19 protein-coding genes and 1 pseudogene are annotated in these 16,860 nt (G+C 64.3%); 15 read left to right on the top strand and 5 right to left on the bottom strand.

Going from position 1 to position 16,860, the window contains the following annotated elements:
* The first annotated feature begins 87 nt into the window (after window positions 1-87).
* Genes KIK15_RS12960 through KIK15_RS12950 form a run of 3 tightly spaced genes read left to right on the top strand, consistent with a single transcriptional unit; the run spans window position 88 to window position 2,492 of the window.
* Window positions 88-1,443: an OFA family MFS transporter gene (locus KIK15_RS12960; protein ID WP_214245099.1), complete on the top strand. Its 1,356-nt coding sequence runs from the start codon at window positions 88-90 to the stop codon at window positions 1,441-1,443.
* A complete protein-coding gene (locus tag KIK15_RS12955; protein WP_214245097.1) occupies window positions 1,440-1,577 on the top strand; it encodes a hypothetical protein in 138 nt (45 codons plus the stop codon). Before KIK15_RS12960 ends, KIK15_RS12955 begins: the two co-directional genes overlap by 4 nt.
* A gap of 42 nt (window positions 1,578-1,619) precedes the next feature.
* Window positions 1,620-2,492: an SDR family oxidoreductase gene (locus KIK15_RS12950; RefSeq protein WP_214245095.1), complete on the top strand. Its 873-nt coding sequence runs from the start codon at window positions 1,620-1,622 to the stop codon at window positions 2,490-2,492.
* A gap of 30 nt (window positions 2,493-2,522) precedes the next feature.
* On the opposite strand, the gene KIK15_RS12945 is transcribed toward KIK15_RS12950, so the two are convergent.
* The gene (locus tag KIK15_RS12945; protein WP_214245093.1) at window positions 2,523-4,757 is read right to left on the bottom strand and encodes an MMPL family transporter; all 2,235 of its coding nucleotides are present in this window, start codon (window positions 4,755-4,757) and stop codon (window positions 2,523-2,525) included.
* 98 nt (window positions 4,758-4,855) lie between these two features.
* Between KIK15_RS12945 and KIK15_RS12940 the strand changes: the two genes are divergently transcribed.
* The 6 genes and pseudogenes from KIK15_RS12940 (at window position 4,856) to KIK15_RS12915 (ending at window position 9,024) form a co-directional block, all read left to right on the top strand.
* Window positions 4,856-5,479, top strand: coding sequence for a TetR/AcrR family transcriptional regulator (locus tag KIK15_RS12940; RefSeq protein ID WP_214245091.1), 624 nt, complete (start codon window positions 4,856-4,858; stop codon window positions 5,477-5,479).
* Window positions 5,476-6,336 (top strand): formyltetrahydrofolate deformylase, encoded by an 861-nt coding sequence (gene purU / locus KIK15_RS12935; RefSeq protein ID WP_214245089.1) that lies wholly within the window; start codon window positions 5,476-5,478, stop codon window positions 6,334-6,336. Before KIK15_RS12940 ends, purU begins: the two co-directional genes overlap by 4 nt.
* Window positions 6,337-6,348: 12 nt before the next feature.
* A pseudogene (locus tag KIK15_RS12930) lies at window positions 6,349-6,501 on the top strand (C-terminal helicase domain-containing protein); the annotation flags it as partial.
* A gap of 91 nt (window positions 6,502-6,592) precedes the next feature.
* Window positions 6,593-7,171, top strand: coding sequence for a TerD family protein (locus KIK15_RS12925; RefSeq protein ID WP_214245085.1), 579 nt, complete (start codon window positions 6,593-6,595; stop codon window positions 7,169-7,171).
* Window positions 7,168-8,061, top strand: coding sequence for a haloalkane dehalogenase (locus KIK15_RS12920; RefSeq protein WP_214245083.1), 894 nt, complete (start codon window positions 7,168-7,170; stop codon window positions 8,059-8,061). Before KIK15_RS12925 ends, KIK15_RS12920 begins: the two co-directional genes overlap by 4 nt.
* A gap of 81 nt (window positions 8,062-8,142) precedes the next feature.
* Window positions 8,143-9,024 (top strand): haloalkane dehalogenase, encoded by an 882-nt coding sequence (locus tag KIK15_RS12915; protein WP_214245081.1) that lies wholly within the window; start codon window positions 8,143-8,145, stop codon window positions 9,022-9,024.
* A gap of 16 nt (window positions 9,025-9,040) precedes the next feature.
* On the opposite strand, the gene KIK15_RS12910 is transcribed toward KIK15_RS12915, so the two are convergent.
* The 4 genes from KIK15_RS12910 to KIK15_RS12895 all read right to left on the bottom strand — a co-directional run bounded on the left by KIK15_RS12910 (window position 9,041) and on the right by KIK15_RS12895 (window position 12,397).
* Entirely contained in the window at window positions 9,041-10,048 is a 1,008-nt protein-coding gene (locus tag KIK15_RS12910) for an alpha/beta hydrolase (protein ID WP_214245079.1), read from the bottom strand.
* Window positions 10,049-10,174: 126 nt separating this feature from the next.
* Complete coding sequence (locus KIK15_RS12905; protein WP_214245077.1) at window positions 10,175-10,945, bottom strand: ABC transporter permease; 771 nt, start codon at window positions 10,943-10,945, stop codon at window positions 10,175-10,177.
* A gap of 125 nt (window positions 10,946-11,070) precedes the next feature.
* On the bottom strand, window positions 11,071-11,544 hold the full coding sequence (locus tag KIK15_RS12900) for a hypothetical protein (RefSeq protein WP_214245075.1): 474 nt from the start codon (window positions 11,542-11,544) through the stop codon (window positions 11,071-11,073).
* Window positions 11,545-12,163: 619 nt separating this feature from the next.
* Window positions 12,164-12,397 carry a hypothetical protein gene (locus tag KIK15_RS12895; RefSeq protein WP_214245073.1) on the bottom strand — a complete coding sequence of 78 codons (234 nt, stop codon included), beginning with the start codon at window positions 12,395-12,397 and terminating at the stop codon, window positions 12,164-12,166.
* A gap of 483 nt (window positions 12,398-12,880) precedes the next feature.
* Here KIK15_RS12895 and KIK15_RS12890 point away from each other — a divergent pair, with 483 nt between their 5' ends.
* The 6 genes from KIK15_RS12890 (at window position 12,881) to KIK15_RS12865 (ending at window position 16,859) form a co-directional block, all read left to right on the top strand.
* A complete protein-coding gene (locus KIK15_RS12890; RefSeq protein WP_214245071.1) occupies window positions 12,881-13,315 on the top strand; it encodes a hypothetical protein in 435 nt (144 codons plus the stop codon).
* Entirely contained in the window at window positions 13,315-13,485 is a 171-nt protein-coding gene (locus KIK15_RS12885) for a hypothetical protein (RefSeq protein WP_214245069.1), read from the top strand. The genes KIK15_RS12890 and KIK15_RS12885 overlap by 1 nt, the downstream gene beginning before the upstream one ends.
* A complete protein-coding gene (locus KIK15_RS12880) occupies window positions 13,482-14,153 on the top strand; it encodes a hypothetical protein (protein WP_214245067.1) in 672 nt (223 codons plus the stop codon). Before KIK15_RS12885 ends, KIK15_RS12880 begins: the two co-directional genes overlap by 4 nt.
* A 362-nt stretch (window positions 14,154-14,515) precedes the next feature.
* A complete protein-coding gene (locus tag KIK15_RS12875; RefSeq protein WP_214245066.1) occupies window positions 14,516-15,175 on the top strand; it encodes a hypothetical protein in 660 nt (219 codons plus the stop codon).
* Window positions 15,176-15,450: 275 nt separating this feature from the next.
* Window positions 15,451-16,056 carry a hypothetical protein gene (locus tag KIK15_RS12870; protein ID WP_214245064.1) on the top strand — a complete coding sequence of 202 codons (606 nt, stop codon included), beginning with the start codon at window positions 15,451-15,453 and terminating at the stop codon, window positions 16,054-16,056.
* Window positions 16,057-16,079: 23 nt separating this feature from the next.
* Window positions 16,080-16,859, top strand: a complete 780-nt coding sequence (locus tag KIK15_RS12865) for a hypothetical protein (protein WP_214245062.1) — start codon at window positions 16,080-16,082, stop codon at window positions 16,857-16,859.
* The last annotated feature ends 1 nt before the right edge of the window (window position 16,860 follow it).

Below are 16,860 nucleotides of genomic sequence, written 5' to 3'. Positions count from 1 at the left end.
CCGATTCGAGCGGTTAGTCCGCTTTGACCGCCTCCGGCTGCGTCAATCCGCCACGGCCCCAATCGGGTTCGTGTTGCACTGGCCTACATGTCCGTACCCCTTCTCGACCGTTCCCGCATCGTCGCGCCACCGGACTGGTCCCGCTGGCTGATCCCGCCCGCCGCGCTGGCCATCCACCTCGCCATCGGTCAGGCCTACGCGTGGAGCGTGTTCAAGGCCGCCATCTCCTCGCCGGCGTCCATGGGGCTCTCGGGCACCATGACTGCACTGCCGTTCCAGCTGGCCATCGTGATGCTGGGGCTATCGGCTGCGCTGCTGGGCACCCAGGTGGAGCGCCGCGGACCCCGCTGGGCGATGGCCATGTCGCTGACGTTCTTCTGTTCGGGTCTGCTGATCTCCGCCGCAGGCATGGCGCTCGACCAGTTCTGGCTGGTCATCCTCGGCTACGGGCTGGTCGGCGGAATCGGCCTGGGCTTGGGCTACATCTCGCCGGTCTCCACGCTGATCAAGTGGTTCCCCGACCGTCCAGGCATGGCCACCGGTATCGCCATCATGGGGTTCGGCGGCGGCGCGCTGATCGCCTCGCCGCTGACCACCCAACTGTTCGACCACTTCGGTGGCGTCTCCGATGCCGCCATCGCCAAGACCTTCCTCACCCTGGGGCTGGGGTACGCGGTGTTCATGGCCCTGGGCGTGGTGCTCATCCGGGTACCCGCCGACGGGTGGACACCACGGGGGTGGACACCACCCGTCGCGGCCCCCGGCGCGCAGGCGAGCATCGCGGTGTCGGCGGCCAACGCGGTCAAGACGCCGCAGTTCTGGCTGCTGTGGGTGGTGCTGTTGGTCAACGTGACCGCAGGCATCGGCATCCTCGAACGGGCCTCAGGCATCTACACCGACTTCTTTCCCGACCCCACTGACCCGAAGTCGGTGGCCACCGCCGCAGTCGGTTTCGTGGCCTTCCTGTCGGCGACCAACATGTTGGGCCGGTTCGTGTGGTCCTCGGTGTCAGACCTGGTGGGCCGCCGCAACGTCTACCGCATGTACCTCGGGGTGGGCGCGCTGCTCTACCTGTACCTGTCGGTGTTCACCAACACCAACAAGCTGCTGTTCCTGGTGGCGGCGATGGTCATCCTGTCCTTCTACGGCGCCGGATTCGCCACTGTCCCAGCCTATCTGCGTGATCTGTTCGGCACCTATCAGGTCGGCGCCATCCACGGGCGGCTGCTCACCGCGTGGTCGGTGGCGGGGGTGCTGGGTCCGCTGATCGTCAACGCCATCGCCGACGCCGGCGATCCGGGCACGTCGAGATACGTACCGGCGTTCGTCACGATGATCTGTCTGCTGGCCATCGGATTCGTCGCCAACGAACTGATCCGCCCGGTGGCCGCGCGCCACCACCAACCCGTCACATCCGTCTCCGCCGAAGGGGCCCTCCGATGACCGAGCCGACGCCTGCCGCTGCGACACCCGTATCCCGTGTGGTGCTGCTGGTGGTGGCCTGGACGTGGGTCCTGGTTCCGTTCTCCTGGGGTGTGTATGAGCTGGTGTTGCGCGCCAAGAACCTGTTTGGTTGAGTCCACCTCGTAGCGGCCCGCCCGAGGAGAGGATCGATCATCGTGCCCAGCGTGAACGGCAAAGTAGTGTTCATCACCGGGGGTGCACGCGGAATCGGTTGTGAGACAGCGCGTCTGCTTGTGAAGCGGGGCGCCAAGGTGGTGCTGGTCGACGTCGATGCCGGACCTCTGGCCGAGGTGGTCGCCGAGCTGGGACCCAGTGCGGTGAGTGCCGTCGCCGACGTGCGCGATCTGTCGTCGATGCAGGCCGCCGTGCGTCGGGGGGTCGAGGCGTTCGGACGCATCGACGCGGTGCTGGCCAACGCGGGCATCGGAACCTACGGCTCCATCCGCAACATCGACCCCGTCATGTTCCAGCGCATCGTCGACATCAACCTCGTCGGGGTGTTCCACACCGTGCGCGCCGCGCTGCCCGCGCTGATCGAGTCCAAAGGCTATGTGCTGCTGGTGGCTTCACTCGCCGCGTTCTCGCCGGCCCCGGGGCTGTCGCCGTACGCCGCCACCAAAGCAGGTGTCGAGCAACTGGCCAGCGGTCTGCGCCTGGAGGTCGACTATCTCGGGGTGGGGGTCGGCAGCGCCCACATGTCGTGGGTCGACACCCCCATGGTGCGTGACGCCAAGGACGACCTCGGAGCGTTCGCCGAGATGCTGACACTTCTGCCGTGGCCGCTGAACAAGACCACCACCGTGGACAAGTGCGCCGCCGCGTTCGTCGACGGTTTGGCCAACCGCAAGCGGCGGGTGTACGTGCCCGGATGGGTGCGGTTCCTGGGCTGGGCCAAACCGATCGTCACCTCACGGGTGGGCGAACGGTCCACCATCGGCCACGTCCCGCGGCTGGTGCCCGCGATGGATGAGCAGGCCGCAGCGCTGGGTCGCGGCACGAGCGCCCGGTACGACGCGGACGAGTCCTGAGGGAACGATTCCGCTGACCCAGCGCCCCGGTCAGTGCTGGTCGGTCGCTGAACCGACCAGCACCTGGTCCTCGTCGGACCGCCCGGCCGCTGCGAGCTGAGCATCGAGGGTCTCGCCTTCGATGTCGAGGTTGGGCAGCACCTTGTCCAGGGACCTCGGTAGCCACCACATGCGGTCGCCGACGATCAGCATCACTGCGGGCACGATGGTCATCCGCACCAGGAAAGCGTCGGCCAGGATGCCCACGGCCAGTGCGAAACCGATGGTCTTGATGATGACCTGGTCGGTGAGGGCGAACCCAGCGAACACCCCGAGCATGATGATCGCCGCGGCCACCACCACCCGCGCGCTGTGCTGGAATCCGACGATCACCGCGTGCTTGGCGGGGTCGCCGTGCACGTAGGCCTCCCGCATCCGGCTGACCAGGAACACCTCGTAGTCCATGGCCAGGCCGAACAGGATGCCGGTCAGCAGCAGCGGCAGCAGGAACATCACCGGGCTGGTGGTGTCCACGCCGATGAGGCTGGCCAGCCAGCCCCACTGGAACACCGCGACGGTGGCGCCCAGCGACATGCCGATCGAGAGCAGGAACCCCAGGGCCGCCTTCAGCGGCACCAGGATGGAGCGGAACACCAGGATCAGCAGGATGAACGCCAGGCCCACCACCACGGCCAGATACAACGGGAACACTCCGGACAACTTGTCGGAGATGTCGACGCCCACTGCGGTGCTGCCGGTGACCAGCGCGCGGGCCCCGGACTGACCAGGCAGATCTCGCAGCGACGATCGGATGGTCGCCACCAGTGCCTTGGTGGCTTTGTCCGACGGTCCGCTCTTGGGGATGACCTGGATGGTGGCGAGGTTGGTTTTCGCCAGCTGTGCCTGCAGGGTCTGCGCGGGCGGTGCACCCACCGACGCGACATCGGTCTTGATGGTGCCCAGTTCGGCCACCACCTGGTTCACCGCCTGAACGGGGTTGGCCGCCTTGGCCGTGTCGACCACCACCACCAGCGGACCGTTGGCGCCGGGACCGAAGTTCTCGGCGATCACGTCGAACGCGACCCGGTTGTCGGTGCCCGCGGGTGCGCTGCCGTCGTCGGGCAACGCCAACTGCATCGAGGCGATCGGCAGCGACACCACGGCCGCGGCGAGCAGGCCGACCACCAGTGCGGGCCAACGGAATCGGCTGATGCCCTCGATCCAGCGCCGACCGTTGGTGCGCTGTTCGCTGTCGGGGTCGTCGGTTTCCACGTGGATCCGACCCCGAGCGGCCTTCTTGCCTGCGAACCCGAGGATGGCAGGCAGCAGGGTGAGGGCCACCAGCACCGCCACGGCCACCATGAAGGCACCGCCGAGGCCCATCTGCACCAGGAACCCGATGCCGGTGATGGACAAGCCCGCCAACGCGATGATGACGGTGAGCCCGGCGAAAATCACTGCGCCACCAGCAGTTCCGACCGCGCGGCCGGCCGCTTCTTCGAACGAGCGTCCCTTGCCCACCTCGTTGTGGTAGCGCGACATGATGAACAACGCGTAGTCGATACCCACGGCCAGGCCCAGCATGCTGCCCAAAGAGGATGTGGTGGAGCTCAATTCGGTGAATGCACCGAGGACCGTGATGGCCAAGATCCCCAGCCCCACACCCAGCAGGGCGGTCAGCAACGGCATCCCGGCGGCCACCAGCGAGCCGAACGTGATGGCCAACACCACGATGGCCACACCGACGCCGATCAACTCACCGGTGGGTGGTTCTCCTCTGTCACGTGCCGCGTCGCCGCCTAGGGCAACCCTGACCCCGGACTGTTTGGCCACGGACTTGGCCTTCTCCAAGGCCTTCTTGTTCGTGGCGGGCAGGTCGATCACGCTCTGGGAGTAGGTGACCGTGGCGTAGGCGGCCCGGCCCGAGGGCGCGATGGAGCCGGCTGCGTAGGGGTCGGAGATGGATCGGACGTCGGGGGTCTTGGCCGCAGCCAGGGCATCGGCGACCACCTTGCGGTTCGCCTCGGAGGTCAGCGTGGTGCCCTCGGGCGCCTCGAAGAGCACGCGCGCGGTGGCGGTGTTGGCGTTGGCGCCGCCGTTGCGCTCGGAGATGAGATCGAAGGCCTTGGTCGACTCGAGACCCGGGATGGTGAACGAGTCGCTGGTCTTGGTGTCGAGGGTCGATGCGCCGATGCCACCGACGACCAGCAGCCCGATCCAGACGGCCAACACGATGCGCCGATGCCGGAAGGACCACCGGCCCAGTCGAAAGAGGTTCCATGCCATTGGTGGAGCGTAAACCGACTCGGTAGTGACTACCAGTTTTCTTCCCGTGATGGTAGTCACTACCGAGTCAGTAGTCGGCGTTCGCTATCTTCGGCCACATGGGTCTTCGGGAGATGCAGGCAGCTGCGACGCGTGAACTGATTCTGTCCACGGCGTTCACGCTGTTCGCCGAGCAGGGTTATCCCGCCACCACCATGGAAGAGATCGCCTCGGCTGCCGGGATCGGCACCACCACGTTGTACCGGTATTTTCCCAGCAAAGACCTGCTGATCACCTCACCGCTGGAGCTCAACGGACAGATGGCCACCGAGATGCGCGCCCGCCCGGCCGACGAGCCGATCGACGTGGCGCTGGGGCACGCGGTGAACGCGTTGATGACCACCCCCCGCGCCGATGCGGGCCGGTTCGCCGCCATCTTCGACATCGTCTCCTCGACGCCGTCGCTGGCGGCACGCATCTACGAGGCGTTCGCGAACGAGCGGGTACTGCTCGAGCAGGCCATCGCCGAGCGGCTGGGACGTGACCCCGACGATCTGTTCTGCCGGGCCACCGCACGCATGGCCACCACCGTGGTCGAGCTGGTCGGCGAGCGTCGCAACGGCGACGCCGTCGACGTGCCCTCGGATCAGGCCACCGCCGAGCAGGCCCAGGCGCTGCTGCGCGACGTTCTCACCCGACTGCGGGCAGAACCCCCGGTACTGCCCACCATTCCCCTGTCGTGAGCACCCAGCACGTGGTGACCCTGACCTGTCAGGACCGACCCGGCATCGTCCACGCGGTCACCGCCGGCCTGTTGCAGGTGGGCGCCAACGTGGTGGAGAACGCTCAGTTCACCGACCACGACACCGGCACCTTCTGCATGCGGACGGTGGTGTCCACCCCTGACGTGGAGTCGGTGGCGGTGCATGCGGCGGTGGCCGGCGCGTTGCGGCCCGGCGCCGCCGACCCCGGCGCGCGGCTGCGGGTGCGGCCACTGCAGCGTCGGCCGCGGGTGCTCATCCTGGTCTCGCGCCACGACCACTGCCTGGTCGACCTGCTGTACCGATGGCGTGGCGGGATGCTGCCCATCGACATCTGCGCCATCGTCTCCAACCATCCCGACGCCAGGCCGCTGGCCGAGGGCGACGGCATCGAGTTCCACCATCTGCCGGTCACCAAAGACACCAAAGCCGCTCAGGAACAACAGATCCTGGAGCTGGTGGACAGCCACGCAGTGGACCTGGTGGTGCTGGCGAGATACATGCAGATCCTGTCTGATCGGTTGTGTGCACAGTTGTCGGGACGGGCCATCAACATCCACCACTCGTTTCTGCCCGGCTTCAAAGGTGCCCGTCCGTACCACCAGGCCCATGAGCGTGGGGTCAAGTTGATAGGCGCCACAGCACATTTCGTCACCGCAGACCTCGACGAGGGGCCGATCATCGAACAAGACGTGGCTCGGGTCAGCCACACCCACACCGCCGAGCAGCTGGTGGAACTCGGTCAGGACACCGAGCGTCTGGTGTTGGCTCGCGCGGTCCGGGCCTACGCCGAGGACCGAGTGTTCCTGGTGGGTCACAAAACTGTGGTTTTTCCTTGATCTGTGGCCACATTCACCGCCGGTTCCACCGATGTGTTCCTCATCAGCCTCGAGGCGGGTGGATTCGGCCTTAACCTGACGGAGGCCGACTGCTGCTTCATGCTCGAACCGCGGTGGAACCCCGCTGCCGAAGCCCAGGCCATCGACCGGGCACTCAAGCGGGGACTGTTGGGCGGCGATCAGCAATCAGCCTGATGAGTGCGGTGCTGCCACTACGCTGGAACCCAGGTGATCGCAGACGTGCAGGAGGTAGTCGATGTCGGTGAGTTTGGCCAAGGGCGGCAACGTCTCGTTGAGCAAGGAAGCACCGAACCTGCGCTCGATCAGCGTCGGCCTGGGCTGGGATGTGCGCGGTACCGATGGCGCCGGGTACGACCTCGACGCCAGCGCGTTGGCAGTCGGTTCCAACCGAAAGGTGCTCTCGGACCGACACTTCATCTTCTACAACAACCTCCAGTCGCCCGACGGTGCCATCGAGCACGCCGGCGACAACCGGACCGGGGAGGGCGACGGCGACGACGAGGTGATCACCATCGACCTCGCTGCGCTGGACCCGGCCGTGGAGACGGTGGTGTTCCCGGTGACCATCCATGACGCAGAGAACCTGCGACAGAACTTCGGTCAGGTCTACAACGCGTTCATCCGCGTGGTCGATCGTGCCGATGATCGGGAGCTGGCGCGCTACGACCTGTCCGAGGACGCGTCCACCGAGACCGCGATGGTGTTCGGCGAGGTGTACCGGCGTGGCAGCGAGTGGAAGTTTCGTGCCATCGGCCAGGGCTACGCCAGCGGATTGCGCGGTATCGCACTCGATTACGGCGTGAACGTCGAATGAGCGGCGACGATGTGGTCGAGGTGTATCGCACACCCGACGATCGGTTCGTCGACCTGCCGGGGTGGGATCACGAGCCCCGCTACCTCGAATCGCACGGGCTGCGTATCCACTATGTCGACGTCGGCTCGGGTGATCCGATCGTGCTGTTCCACGGCGAACCGACCTGGAGTTACCTGTACCGCAAGATGATCGGCCCGTTGGCGGCCGCCGGACATCGGGTGGTCGCGTTCGACTACGCCGGGTTCGGTCGATCGGACAAGCCGACCGACCGGCAGTGGTACACCTTCGATCGGCACAGCGCCATCACCGCCGACGTCCTGGATCAGCTGGGCGTGGCCCGAGCCACCGTGGTGGTCCAGGACTGGGGTGGCCCGATCGGATTGCGTTGGGCCACCGACAATCCCGAACGGGTACAGAGGCTGGTCATCATGAACACCGGGTTGTTCACCGGTCGGGTGAGCAAGGGCTTCCTGGCGTGGCGGGCGTTCGCCGAGGCCAACCCCGACATGGAGATCGGACGCATCATCTCGGGAGGCACAGTCACCGACCTGGCGCCAGAGGTGGTGGCCGCTTACGACGCGCCGTTTCCCACGCCCGAATCGAAGGCTGGCGCGGCCCAGTTCCCGTTGATCGTGCCCATCTCGGCGCAATCGGTGGGTGCGCAGGTGCTGACCCAGGTCTCCGACGCGTTGTCGCGGTGGGACAAGCCGGTACTGCTGGCGTTCTCCGATTCCGATCCGGTGTTCCCACATCCGAAGTCCGGGCAGGTGTTCACCGACCTCATCCCCACCGCAGGTGAGCAGGTCACCATCGCTGGTGCCGCGCATTTCCTGCAGGAAGATCGCGGCGAGCTGATCGCCGACGAGATCTTGCGGTGGCTGCAGGGCTGAGGGCGACGGTAGGGTTATCGATAACCTAGGCGTTCTGGCTCCCTGCCGATTCGCTCAAAGCCCTGAAAAGGATTCGTGCCCGTGGACGTCTACCGCACCCCCGATGACCGTTTTGTCGACCTGGTCGGCTGGGACTTCGCCCCGAACTATTTCGACTACCAGGGTCTGCGGGTGCACTACATCGACGAGGGCGACCCGAGCGCTCCGCCGGTGGTCATGCTGCACGGCGACCCCACCTGGGGCTACCTGTTCCGGCACTTCATCGGGCCGCTGGTCGATGCGGGGTACCGCGTGATCGCCCACGACCACGTGGGGTTCGGGCGGTCGGACAAGCCCACCGATCGGTCGGCCTACACCTACGCGTTGCACTCGGCGGTGCTGGCGCATCTGATGGATCACCTCGGCGTCTCCGGCGCGACGATCGTCGGCCACGACTGGGGTGGGATCATGGGGATGGAGTGGGCCGGCGATCACGTCGACCGGGTGCAGCGGCTGGTGTTGATGAGCACCAACATCCTCATCCCGCCGCTGCCGCCGGGTATCACGGCCTATCAGGCCTACGCCGTGCGCCATCCGGATTTGCCGATCGGCAGCATCATCGGTGGTGGGACGTACCTCGAGGTCCCACCGGCGGTGCAGGCAGGGTATGAGGCGCCCTTCCCCACCGCCATGTCGAAAGCGGGGGCGGTGCAGTTTGCGCAGCTGCTGCCGTCGGACCCGGATTCCCCTGAGGCCGCAGCGCTGGCCCGGATTCGCGACCTGATGTCGGTGTGGACCAAGCCGACCATCGCCTTCTTCTCCGTCAAGGACCCGGTCTTCCCGTACCCCGAGTCAGGCGAGGCCCTCACGGCCTTGATCCCCGCGCTAGATGAGCCGATCATTCTCGACGGGTGCAGCCATTTCATGCAGGAGGAGCGCAGCGAGGTGATCGTCGGCCGGCTCCTGGACTGGATGACGTCCTGATCGTGGCCGAGAGAACTCAGATGTGTCGGTCGATGAAGCGGGCGGCCGCGCGCACCGCGCGGTTGGCGTCGGGGGAGATGAGCGGGAACAGTTGGAAGACATGATTCTGGTCCGGCCACACCTGTAGTTCGCAGGACGCGCCTGCGGTGATCATCCGGGCGTGGATGTCGCGGGCGTCGTCGGCCATCACCTCCTGGCCTCCCACCTGGATGAGGGTGGGCGGCAACGAGATACCCTGGGGCAGTTGGATTGTCATGCGTGGGTGGTCGGCGGGGGTGTCGCCGAGGTACATCCGCAACACGTGTTCGCCGAGTCGTGCGTCGAGGATGGGGTCGCGGTGTCCGCCGGCTTGGCGGGCCAGTGACAGCCCGAATGTGGGATCGGACAGCGGTGAGAACATGACGATGGCCCCCGGTTGGGGTGTGCCGTGAGCGTGGTTGTGCGCCAACAGATCCAGCGTCATGTGCCCGCCTGCGGAATCGCCCGCGACCACGATCTGTTCGGCGGTGAAGCCGCGGTCGAGCAGCCAGTGGTAGCCGGCGATCGCGTCGTCACCGGCGGTGGGAAACCGGTGCTCGGGGCCCTTGCGGTAGTCGAGGGTGAAGGCGGGCAGCCCGGTGAGAGCCGACAGCCGAGCCACCACACCTCTGTGGGTGCGCGGCGTGCACACCACGTAGCCGCTGCCGTGCAGGTAGTAGATGATCCGCGCGCCGGGCAACACGTCTGGACCGTGCACCCACTCGCCGCGTATCCCGGTGGCGTCGCGCACGGTGGTGGTCACCGTTCCGCGGGGCACGGGGCTCAGCCGCGTGATGGTCTGGTTGAGGACCGGTCGGACCGCCCGGATCAGTGCGGGCGACGGGGCGTTGGCCGCGGCCGCGGACCGGACCCCGAAGCCGGTGGCCACGGCCGGCACCGCCCAACGCATCGAGGTGGAGAACCCGCGTGCGCGGATGGATCCCCGCACGGAATGCCACGGGAAGTCCTCACCGGTGTCCTGCAATGATCCGACGGTCGCCGTCATGGTCGCCACCCCCGTGCGCGAAGCGATTGGAAACGAAAGAAGTTGCCAACCAACATAATCGGGTGCGAGCCGTTGCTGTGATGATCGCCCGATCTGATGTCGCTCTGTTATCGCAGGCGTTGGAGGTCACAGTTTGTCACGCGCCACCATGTCGGTGGTGGACACCAGTGCAATGGAGCTGCCGGCCAGGATGGCAACCAACACGAACAGCTGTGTGATTGCCGCGTTCTGGGCCGATGCGCCACCGAGCACCATGCCGACGAAAGCACCGGGAATGGTCACCAGCCCGACGGTGCGGGTCTGGTCCAGGGCGGGGATCAGTGCGGTGGCGGCGGCGGTTCGGCACACCTCCAGGCGCGCCCAGTAGGGGCTGAACCCCAACGCCAGCGCGGCCTCGGTCTCGCCGTGGCGAGTGTGCAGTTCGTCGTGGGCGCGGCGACCGCACACCGATGTGGTGTTCATGCAGGCGCCGATCAGGATGCCTGCGGTGGGGATGATGGCCAGGCCGGTGGCGGGGATGACGCGCAGGCCGATCATCACGGTCAGCAGCGTGACCGGGAACACGGCGACCGACAGCAGGCACCGCAGGATCATCGAGAACGAGGGTGGTCGTGGCGCGCTTCCCCGCGGGTCCGTGGAACGGAGGCGGCGCGCGGCGGTGAAGGCGGCGACAGCGGCCATGACAGCCACTGAAGGTGCGGCCAGCCACAGGTTGCGCACCACCACCCCGAGGATGAGGGCAAGGAGGGCCAGTTGCACCGTCGCCCGAAGCACGGCCCGAATGATGGCGGCGGCGTGCCCGGTGCCACCGAGCCATGCGACGGCGGTGGCGATGATCGCCAACACCACGGTGATCACAGCCAAGGTCGGACCGATACGCACCAGGGTGTCGGACATGGGGTCAGCGTAGGGAATGCTCTGGCAGTGGTGATGTGCTGGGCGGTGAGGCGTATTACTCGGGCCGAATAGCAACAACCCGCTCGGTGTTCACCCGAGCGGGTTGTCGACGATGATGTGTGTTGTCAGGCGGCTTCAGCCCAATTGATGCCGTACCGCGAATATGAGTCGTCATCGCCGTAGATGCTGAACCAGTACGCCTGTCCGCTGAGGGACGCCTTGAAGCACTTGACGTAGCGGCGGGGTGTGCCGGGGCAACCGGTGAAATTGCTGCCGGAGTGGTAGAAGGCGAAGGTGACGTTCGCCGGTTGCGGGTCGTAGGTCAACTTCCAGTTGACCGGTGAGGCGTTTGCCGACAGGCACTGGTTGAGATCGCCGCCGCTGATCCCGAAGTTCTTGTTGAACCACGCTGAGCAGTTGGCGAAGAGAGCCATCTGGTACGAGGCGTCGCCCGGGGGCTGGTTTCCGCTGGTGGCAGGGTCGAAGCTGATCACGCCCACCTGGGGGGCGCCGTCGGGTCCGGTTGCGGCTGCGGCGGGGCTGGCTCCGGCGATGAAGCTGGTCAGCGCCGCGCCGGAAACGAGAAGACCTGCTGTCAAGCGCTTGATTTTCGTGGTCCAGATCAAGGGATTCTCCTACACGTGAGTGTCTTATGAAAACCGATTCGGCCGTTGCCATGTTCCGTGGTCGGTCTCGAAGAAATTAGCACCAGTCAATTCTTTCGACAACGCTCGGTCCATCAAAGAGACTTTACCGGCGCAGCACACATAAGCGGTATATCGGACCATTCTTCACCACTGCCAACCATGCATCAGCACACCTGCGGTTGGGTATCCCCGGAACCCAATTCGGTTGCGGTCGAACGAATTTCCCGAGATACCGACAGATCGCAATCTCGTATACCGCTGCCACCATCGCACAATTCGACATCGTGCCGTTATCGCACAGCTACCGGGTCACAATTCTGCTCGCGTCGCGCAGGCGTGGGGGCGGCGCATGGCGCGCACAGACGGCGGTTGGAGTAGCCCCACCGCTGACGATGTGCGTCTCGGCTGGCGGTGGAGGCGGCACCGACGCGTTGGCTCCCCAGGCCACCGGATCGGCATCAGCGGCTGCGACTTGAATGTGCATGCTGTCGATGGGACGGATCGGCGGTGGCAGATGGAGTTGCGGTGGGTGTGTCGGGGGCTACGTTGGCCAAGACGATGAATCGTGTGTTCAACACGTTGAAGCGGCGTCGTGATGCGGCGGCTGCGGGGAGCCAAGGGTGATGGATGTGAAGCCGATATTCGGGTGTGGTGTGGTCGCGGTGGTGTCGGTGCTGGTGGTGGCTGGCTGCTCGTCGGGGACCAGCGGATCACCGAACTCCGATGCAGCGAAGGTGGTGTCGGTGTCGGTGCCCGCGGATGTGCCGAAGGATTCCATCCGAGATTTAAATTCCACGAAGGACATGTCGGGTGTGGTGACGACTATTCCTGAGAATCAGAGTCCGTATGTGGGGAACCTGCCACAGATATGTCCCTTTCTACCGAAGAAGCCTCTGGAAGCGCTGGGTGCAAAGAAGATTACGTTAGGGTTAGATGGCGAGTACATTCAGTCGTGTGCGTTTCAGCCCGAAAGCAATGAGGGTTGGGTCGGTGGCGCAGCTAGCTATACGCAGCCTTTGTTTCAGTACAGGGCTGGCGCCAATTATACGACAATTCGTGAGGGTATTCCACCTCCGCGTGGAAAGCTCGGAATTATGTTGCGTCCCCGTTCGGATGCCGATAGTCGAGAGTGTGTTGTCGCCTGGGGAACCTTCTATGGCACGTCGGAGGTCTCCTATAACAGGAGTGCTGATAGCACCGAAAACGAATGCGAGAAGGCGCTTGCCTACGCGAAGGTGGTGGAACCCGCGCTACCGACGCGTCCAACCCAAATGAGAAGGAGCAGCTAATGTCTGGTCCGTTCAATGGAATCGGGGCCATCGCCGGTCCCGGTGGTGCAGGCATGACTTTTGACCCAGCGGTCGCCTCGGACATCTTGAACGACCTCACTGGGCTGCAAGAGACCGTCGACAAACTCCTCTTCTTTGCCCAGGAGCTCGTGCGCTCAGCCCATACTGGCGACTTCACTTCGGGAAATATGATCCAAGCTTCGCTTACGGCATTAGGCGATGCGGCGCGCGTGGCGTTGAAAAATCTCTCCGAGATCTGTCGCCAGGTATCGCTCGCAATCCAAAACGCGGCCAAGAATCTTCTTGCTCAGGAGTCTGAGAACCATCATGTTCTTAGCAAGGCTGCTGTCGGCGCGATTCAGGATCGCAAGCCGATCCTGAATCAGTTCTGGGAGAATAACAGAATTGGCGCCTGGATTCGTTCGCATGGCTGATGGAGTTGCGGTGGCATGACATCCCTGATGACGGCCGGTACCTGTTGGTGGTTGATGAGGTGGGGGTGGCGATGGGTGTGTCTGCGACTACGTTGGCCAAGACGATGAATCGTGTGTTCAACACGTTGAAGTGGCGTCGCGATGCGGCGGCTGCGGGGAGCCAGGGGTGATGGGTGTGAAGCGGATTCTCGGGTGTGGTGTGGTTGCGGTGGTGTCGGTGCTGGTGGTGGCGGAATGTTCGTCGGGGACTAGTGGATCACCGAACTCCGATGCAGCGAAGGTGGTGTCGGTGTCGGTGCCCGCGGATGTGCCGAAAGACTCGATACGGGACCTGAACTCCACCAAGGACATGTCGGGTGTGGTGACGACTATTCCTGAGAATCAGAGTCCGTATGTGGGGAACCTGCCGCAGGTGTGTCCGTTTCTGCCAAAGAAACCGATTGAGGCCTTGGGTGCTGAAAAAATACTCCTGAACCTCGATGGGGAGTATATTCAGTCTTGTCGATTTCAGCCTGAGGGAATCGAAGGTTGGATCGCCGCCGCCGCGATTTACACCGTCCCGTATTACCAGTTTGTCAATGGTGATAGCTACGGTATTGTGGGGGGGCCTCTTACCCTGCCTACAGGCAAACCCGGGGTGTACCTCCGCAACAAAGTACTTGCCGATAGCCGAGAATGTGTGGTCGCGTGGGGAACATTTTATGGCGTCGCCGAAGTATCGTATAACCGAGCCTCGGACAGTTCTGAAGATGAATGCGCTCGCGCTTTGGAATATGCCAAGATAGTCGAGCCAGCGCTGCCTAGGGAACCTGCTCAGATGAGAAGAGGTAAGTCATGACGGCACCCCAGTCCACCCTTGCCACTATCGCTAGACCCGGCGGCGCTGGTATGACCTTTGACGTCGCGGTCGCTTCAGATATTCTCAGCGATCTCGCCGGGCGGAAGCACGCTACAGATATCCTGCCGATGCAGGGACAGGCACTCGCCGTGTCGACACAGACGGGCGGCGTCACATCCGGTAGCAGGATTCCGGCGGTGGTCGATTCACTTTGTCGGGCAGCTCGATATGCGCCAATGTGCCTTCAAGAGATTCCCCAGTAAGCGGTCGCTGCGCCCGACCGGTTCGAGGCGCGAGGGAGATTTCTATTAGAGAAGCGGCGCTGGCGTGTGGCGGTTGCGCGGAGCCAAGGGGTGATGAGTGTGAAGCGAGTACTCGGATGCGGTGTGATGGTGTCCGTGCTGGTGGTGGCGGGATGTTCGTCGGGGACCAGTGGATTACCGAACTCCGATGCAGCGAAGGTCGTGTCGGTGTCGGTGCCCGCGGATGTGCTGAAAGACTCCATCCGGGACCTGAACTCCAACAAGGACATGTCGGGTGTCGTCACGACTATTCCGGAAAACCAGAGTCCGTATGTTGGGCACTTACCGCAGGTGTGTCCCTTCCTGCCAAAGAAGCCTTTGGAGGCGCTCGGTGCGAAAAAGATTGTTTTGAATCTTGATGGCGAATACATTCAGTCATGCCGATTCCAGCCAGATGGTATCGAGGGCTGGGGCGCCGCGGCTGCCATCTTTACCGTCCCCGAATACGACTACAAAGATAATCCTGCCTACAAGGTGATTCGAGAAGGGATTATGTTACCGAGAAATAATAAGGCGTTCATGATGAAGAGTACATCTGGAGGCGACAGTCGAGAGTGCGTCGTAGCTTGGGGGACTTTCTATGGAGTCGCAGAAACGAACTACAATGCGAGCTTTGATAGCTCGGAAAACGAGTGCGACCGCGCCCTTGCATATGCAAAGATCGTAGCAGAATATTTGTCGATAAAACCGTCTCAGATGCGAAGGAAGACTGAAAGGTGAGAACAACACAGGCCACTATTTCTGGCGGTGGCGATAGCGCCTTATCTGATATCGCCTTTGCGTCAAGTACGTGCGGCGATTTGGCTGCGATGTCCGCGGCGTTGCGAAAGTGCAGGGGAAGGCGCCGAAGGTGGTTGGCACTACGACAACCGGCGACGTCGCACAGCTACCGGGTCACAACTCATTAGCGTAGGCACGATCAGGAGAGCTCCTCATCTGTCGCACAGACGTGCGATGTCGATAGACTCGTGCCCCGATGCCCAGCGGGTGGTTCGATGGAACCGATCGGTCCGCAGGCCCGTCTTAACGGTGTGGGAGAAGGGAGTGGTGACGTGGTGTGGCAACCGGGGCTGGTAGCTGGTCCCCGCGAACCCTGTCGGCGCGTCGTAGATGCGGTTCAGTCCTGCACCGTCCACGTCGACGATCTGTCGGTTGGTGCGGCGCTGGTGCCGGGGCACGAGTGCGTCGTAAACGGCTATGCGCGCCGCGCACAGACCGCGGCGACTGCTCCGCCGGAAGTCGCGTCGCGGTTGGAGTCGGTGGCGACGGGGCTGTGGGGCACACCGGTGTTGTCGGTGGCAGTGTCAGCGGTGGATGGCGGCGCGGCCGTGGGCGCTGGGCAAGACGTGGCACGAGTGGACGACCAGCTTGTTGCGGTAGTCGCTCTCACTGCACGTTCGGCAGCTGAACTCGATGCGCTCGCCGTCGGTGTCATCGCCCCGCGCGTAGTACTGAATGATGCGGCCGCCTCGAACGCCCAGCAGATCGCGGTGCAGGCGCCCGCCTTGCTTCCTCAGGTCGCGGCGGCCGCTCAGCGGGCGGCGAGTACTGCCGTCGACGACGCGTTCCCCGTTCCAGTGCGTAGTAGGCGGGTCGAGTGATGTCAGTGGACTCCGCATGGGTGATGAGCACTCACGAGTTCCGTCTCGGCCTGGCCGAGGTGGGACACACCAGGTACCCGGCCTCGTTCGTCTGGGGTGTCAAGACCGCCGCTGCAGACGACGATGCTTTCCGGCTGATCGAGTCGCGGGTGCGTGAGGAGTTCCGCGCCGCACTCACCCCGGCGAAGAAGGCGGCATTGGTCGCTCTGGCCAAACCGATCTACCAGATCGACATCAGTGGCTGTGATGTCAGCAAAGACATCAAGGATCCGTCGCATTACGTTCGCGTACATGCTTATTGGGCGGGAGACGATGATGCGTTCATCGCCCAGCAACTCCCCGGCCCAGAGGTGGGTGCTGGGGGTGATGTGCGGGTGACACGAACCGACGTCGCCTCATGGACGCGTGGGGTGGCTGCGCTGATCCCGGGTTTAGCCGGGCCTGGTCGGTTGCCCACCGATTCGGCGGTCGAGTTCGACCAGGAGTCATTGGGTGACGCCAAGCTTGCTGTGGTTGCGGCCACCGCCCCGAAGTCGACTGCGGCCGCAGCGTTTCGGCATATGATGCCCGCCCTGTGCGGTCAGATAAACCTGAATGTGCATGCTGTCGATGGGACGGATCGGCGGTGGCAGATGGAGTTGCGGTGGCATGACATCCCTGATGACGGCCGGTACCTGCTGGTGGTTGATGAGGTGGGGGTGGCGATGGGTGTGTCTGCGACTACGTTGGCCAAGACGATGAATCGTGTGTTCAACACGTTGAAGCGGCGTCGCGATGCGGCGGCTGCGGGGAGCCAGGGGTGAT

This window comes from Williamsia sp. CHRR-6, from assembly GCF_018474015.1.
GTDB lineage: Bacteria > Actinomycetota > Actinomycetes > Mycobacteriales > Mycobacteriaceae > Williamsia_A.
The sequence above is the reverse complement of the archived record's forward strand: the minus strand, read 5'-3'. Positions and strand labels throughout refer to the sequence as shown.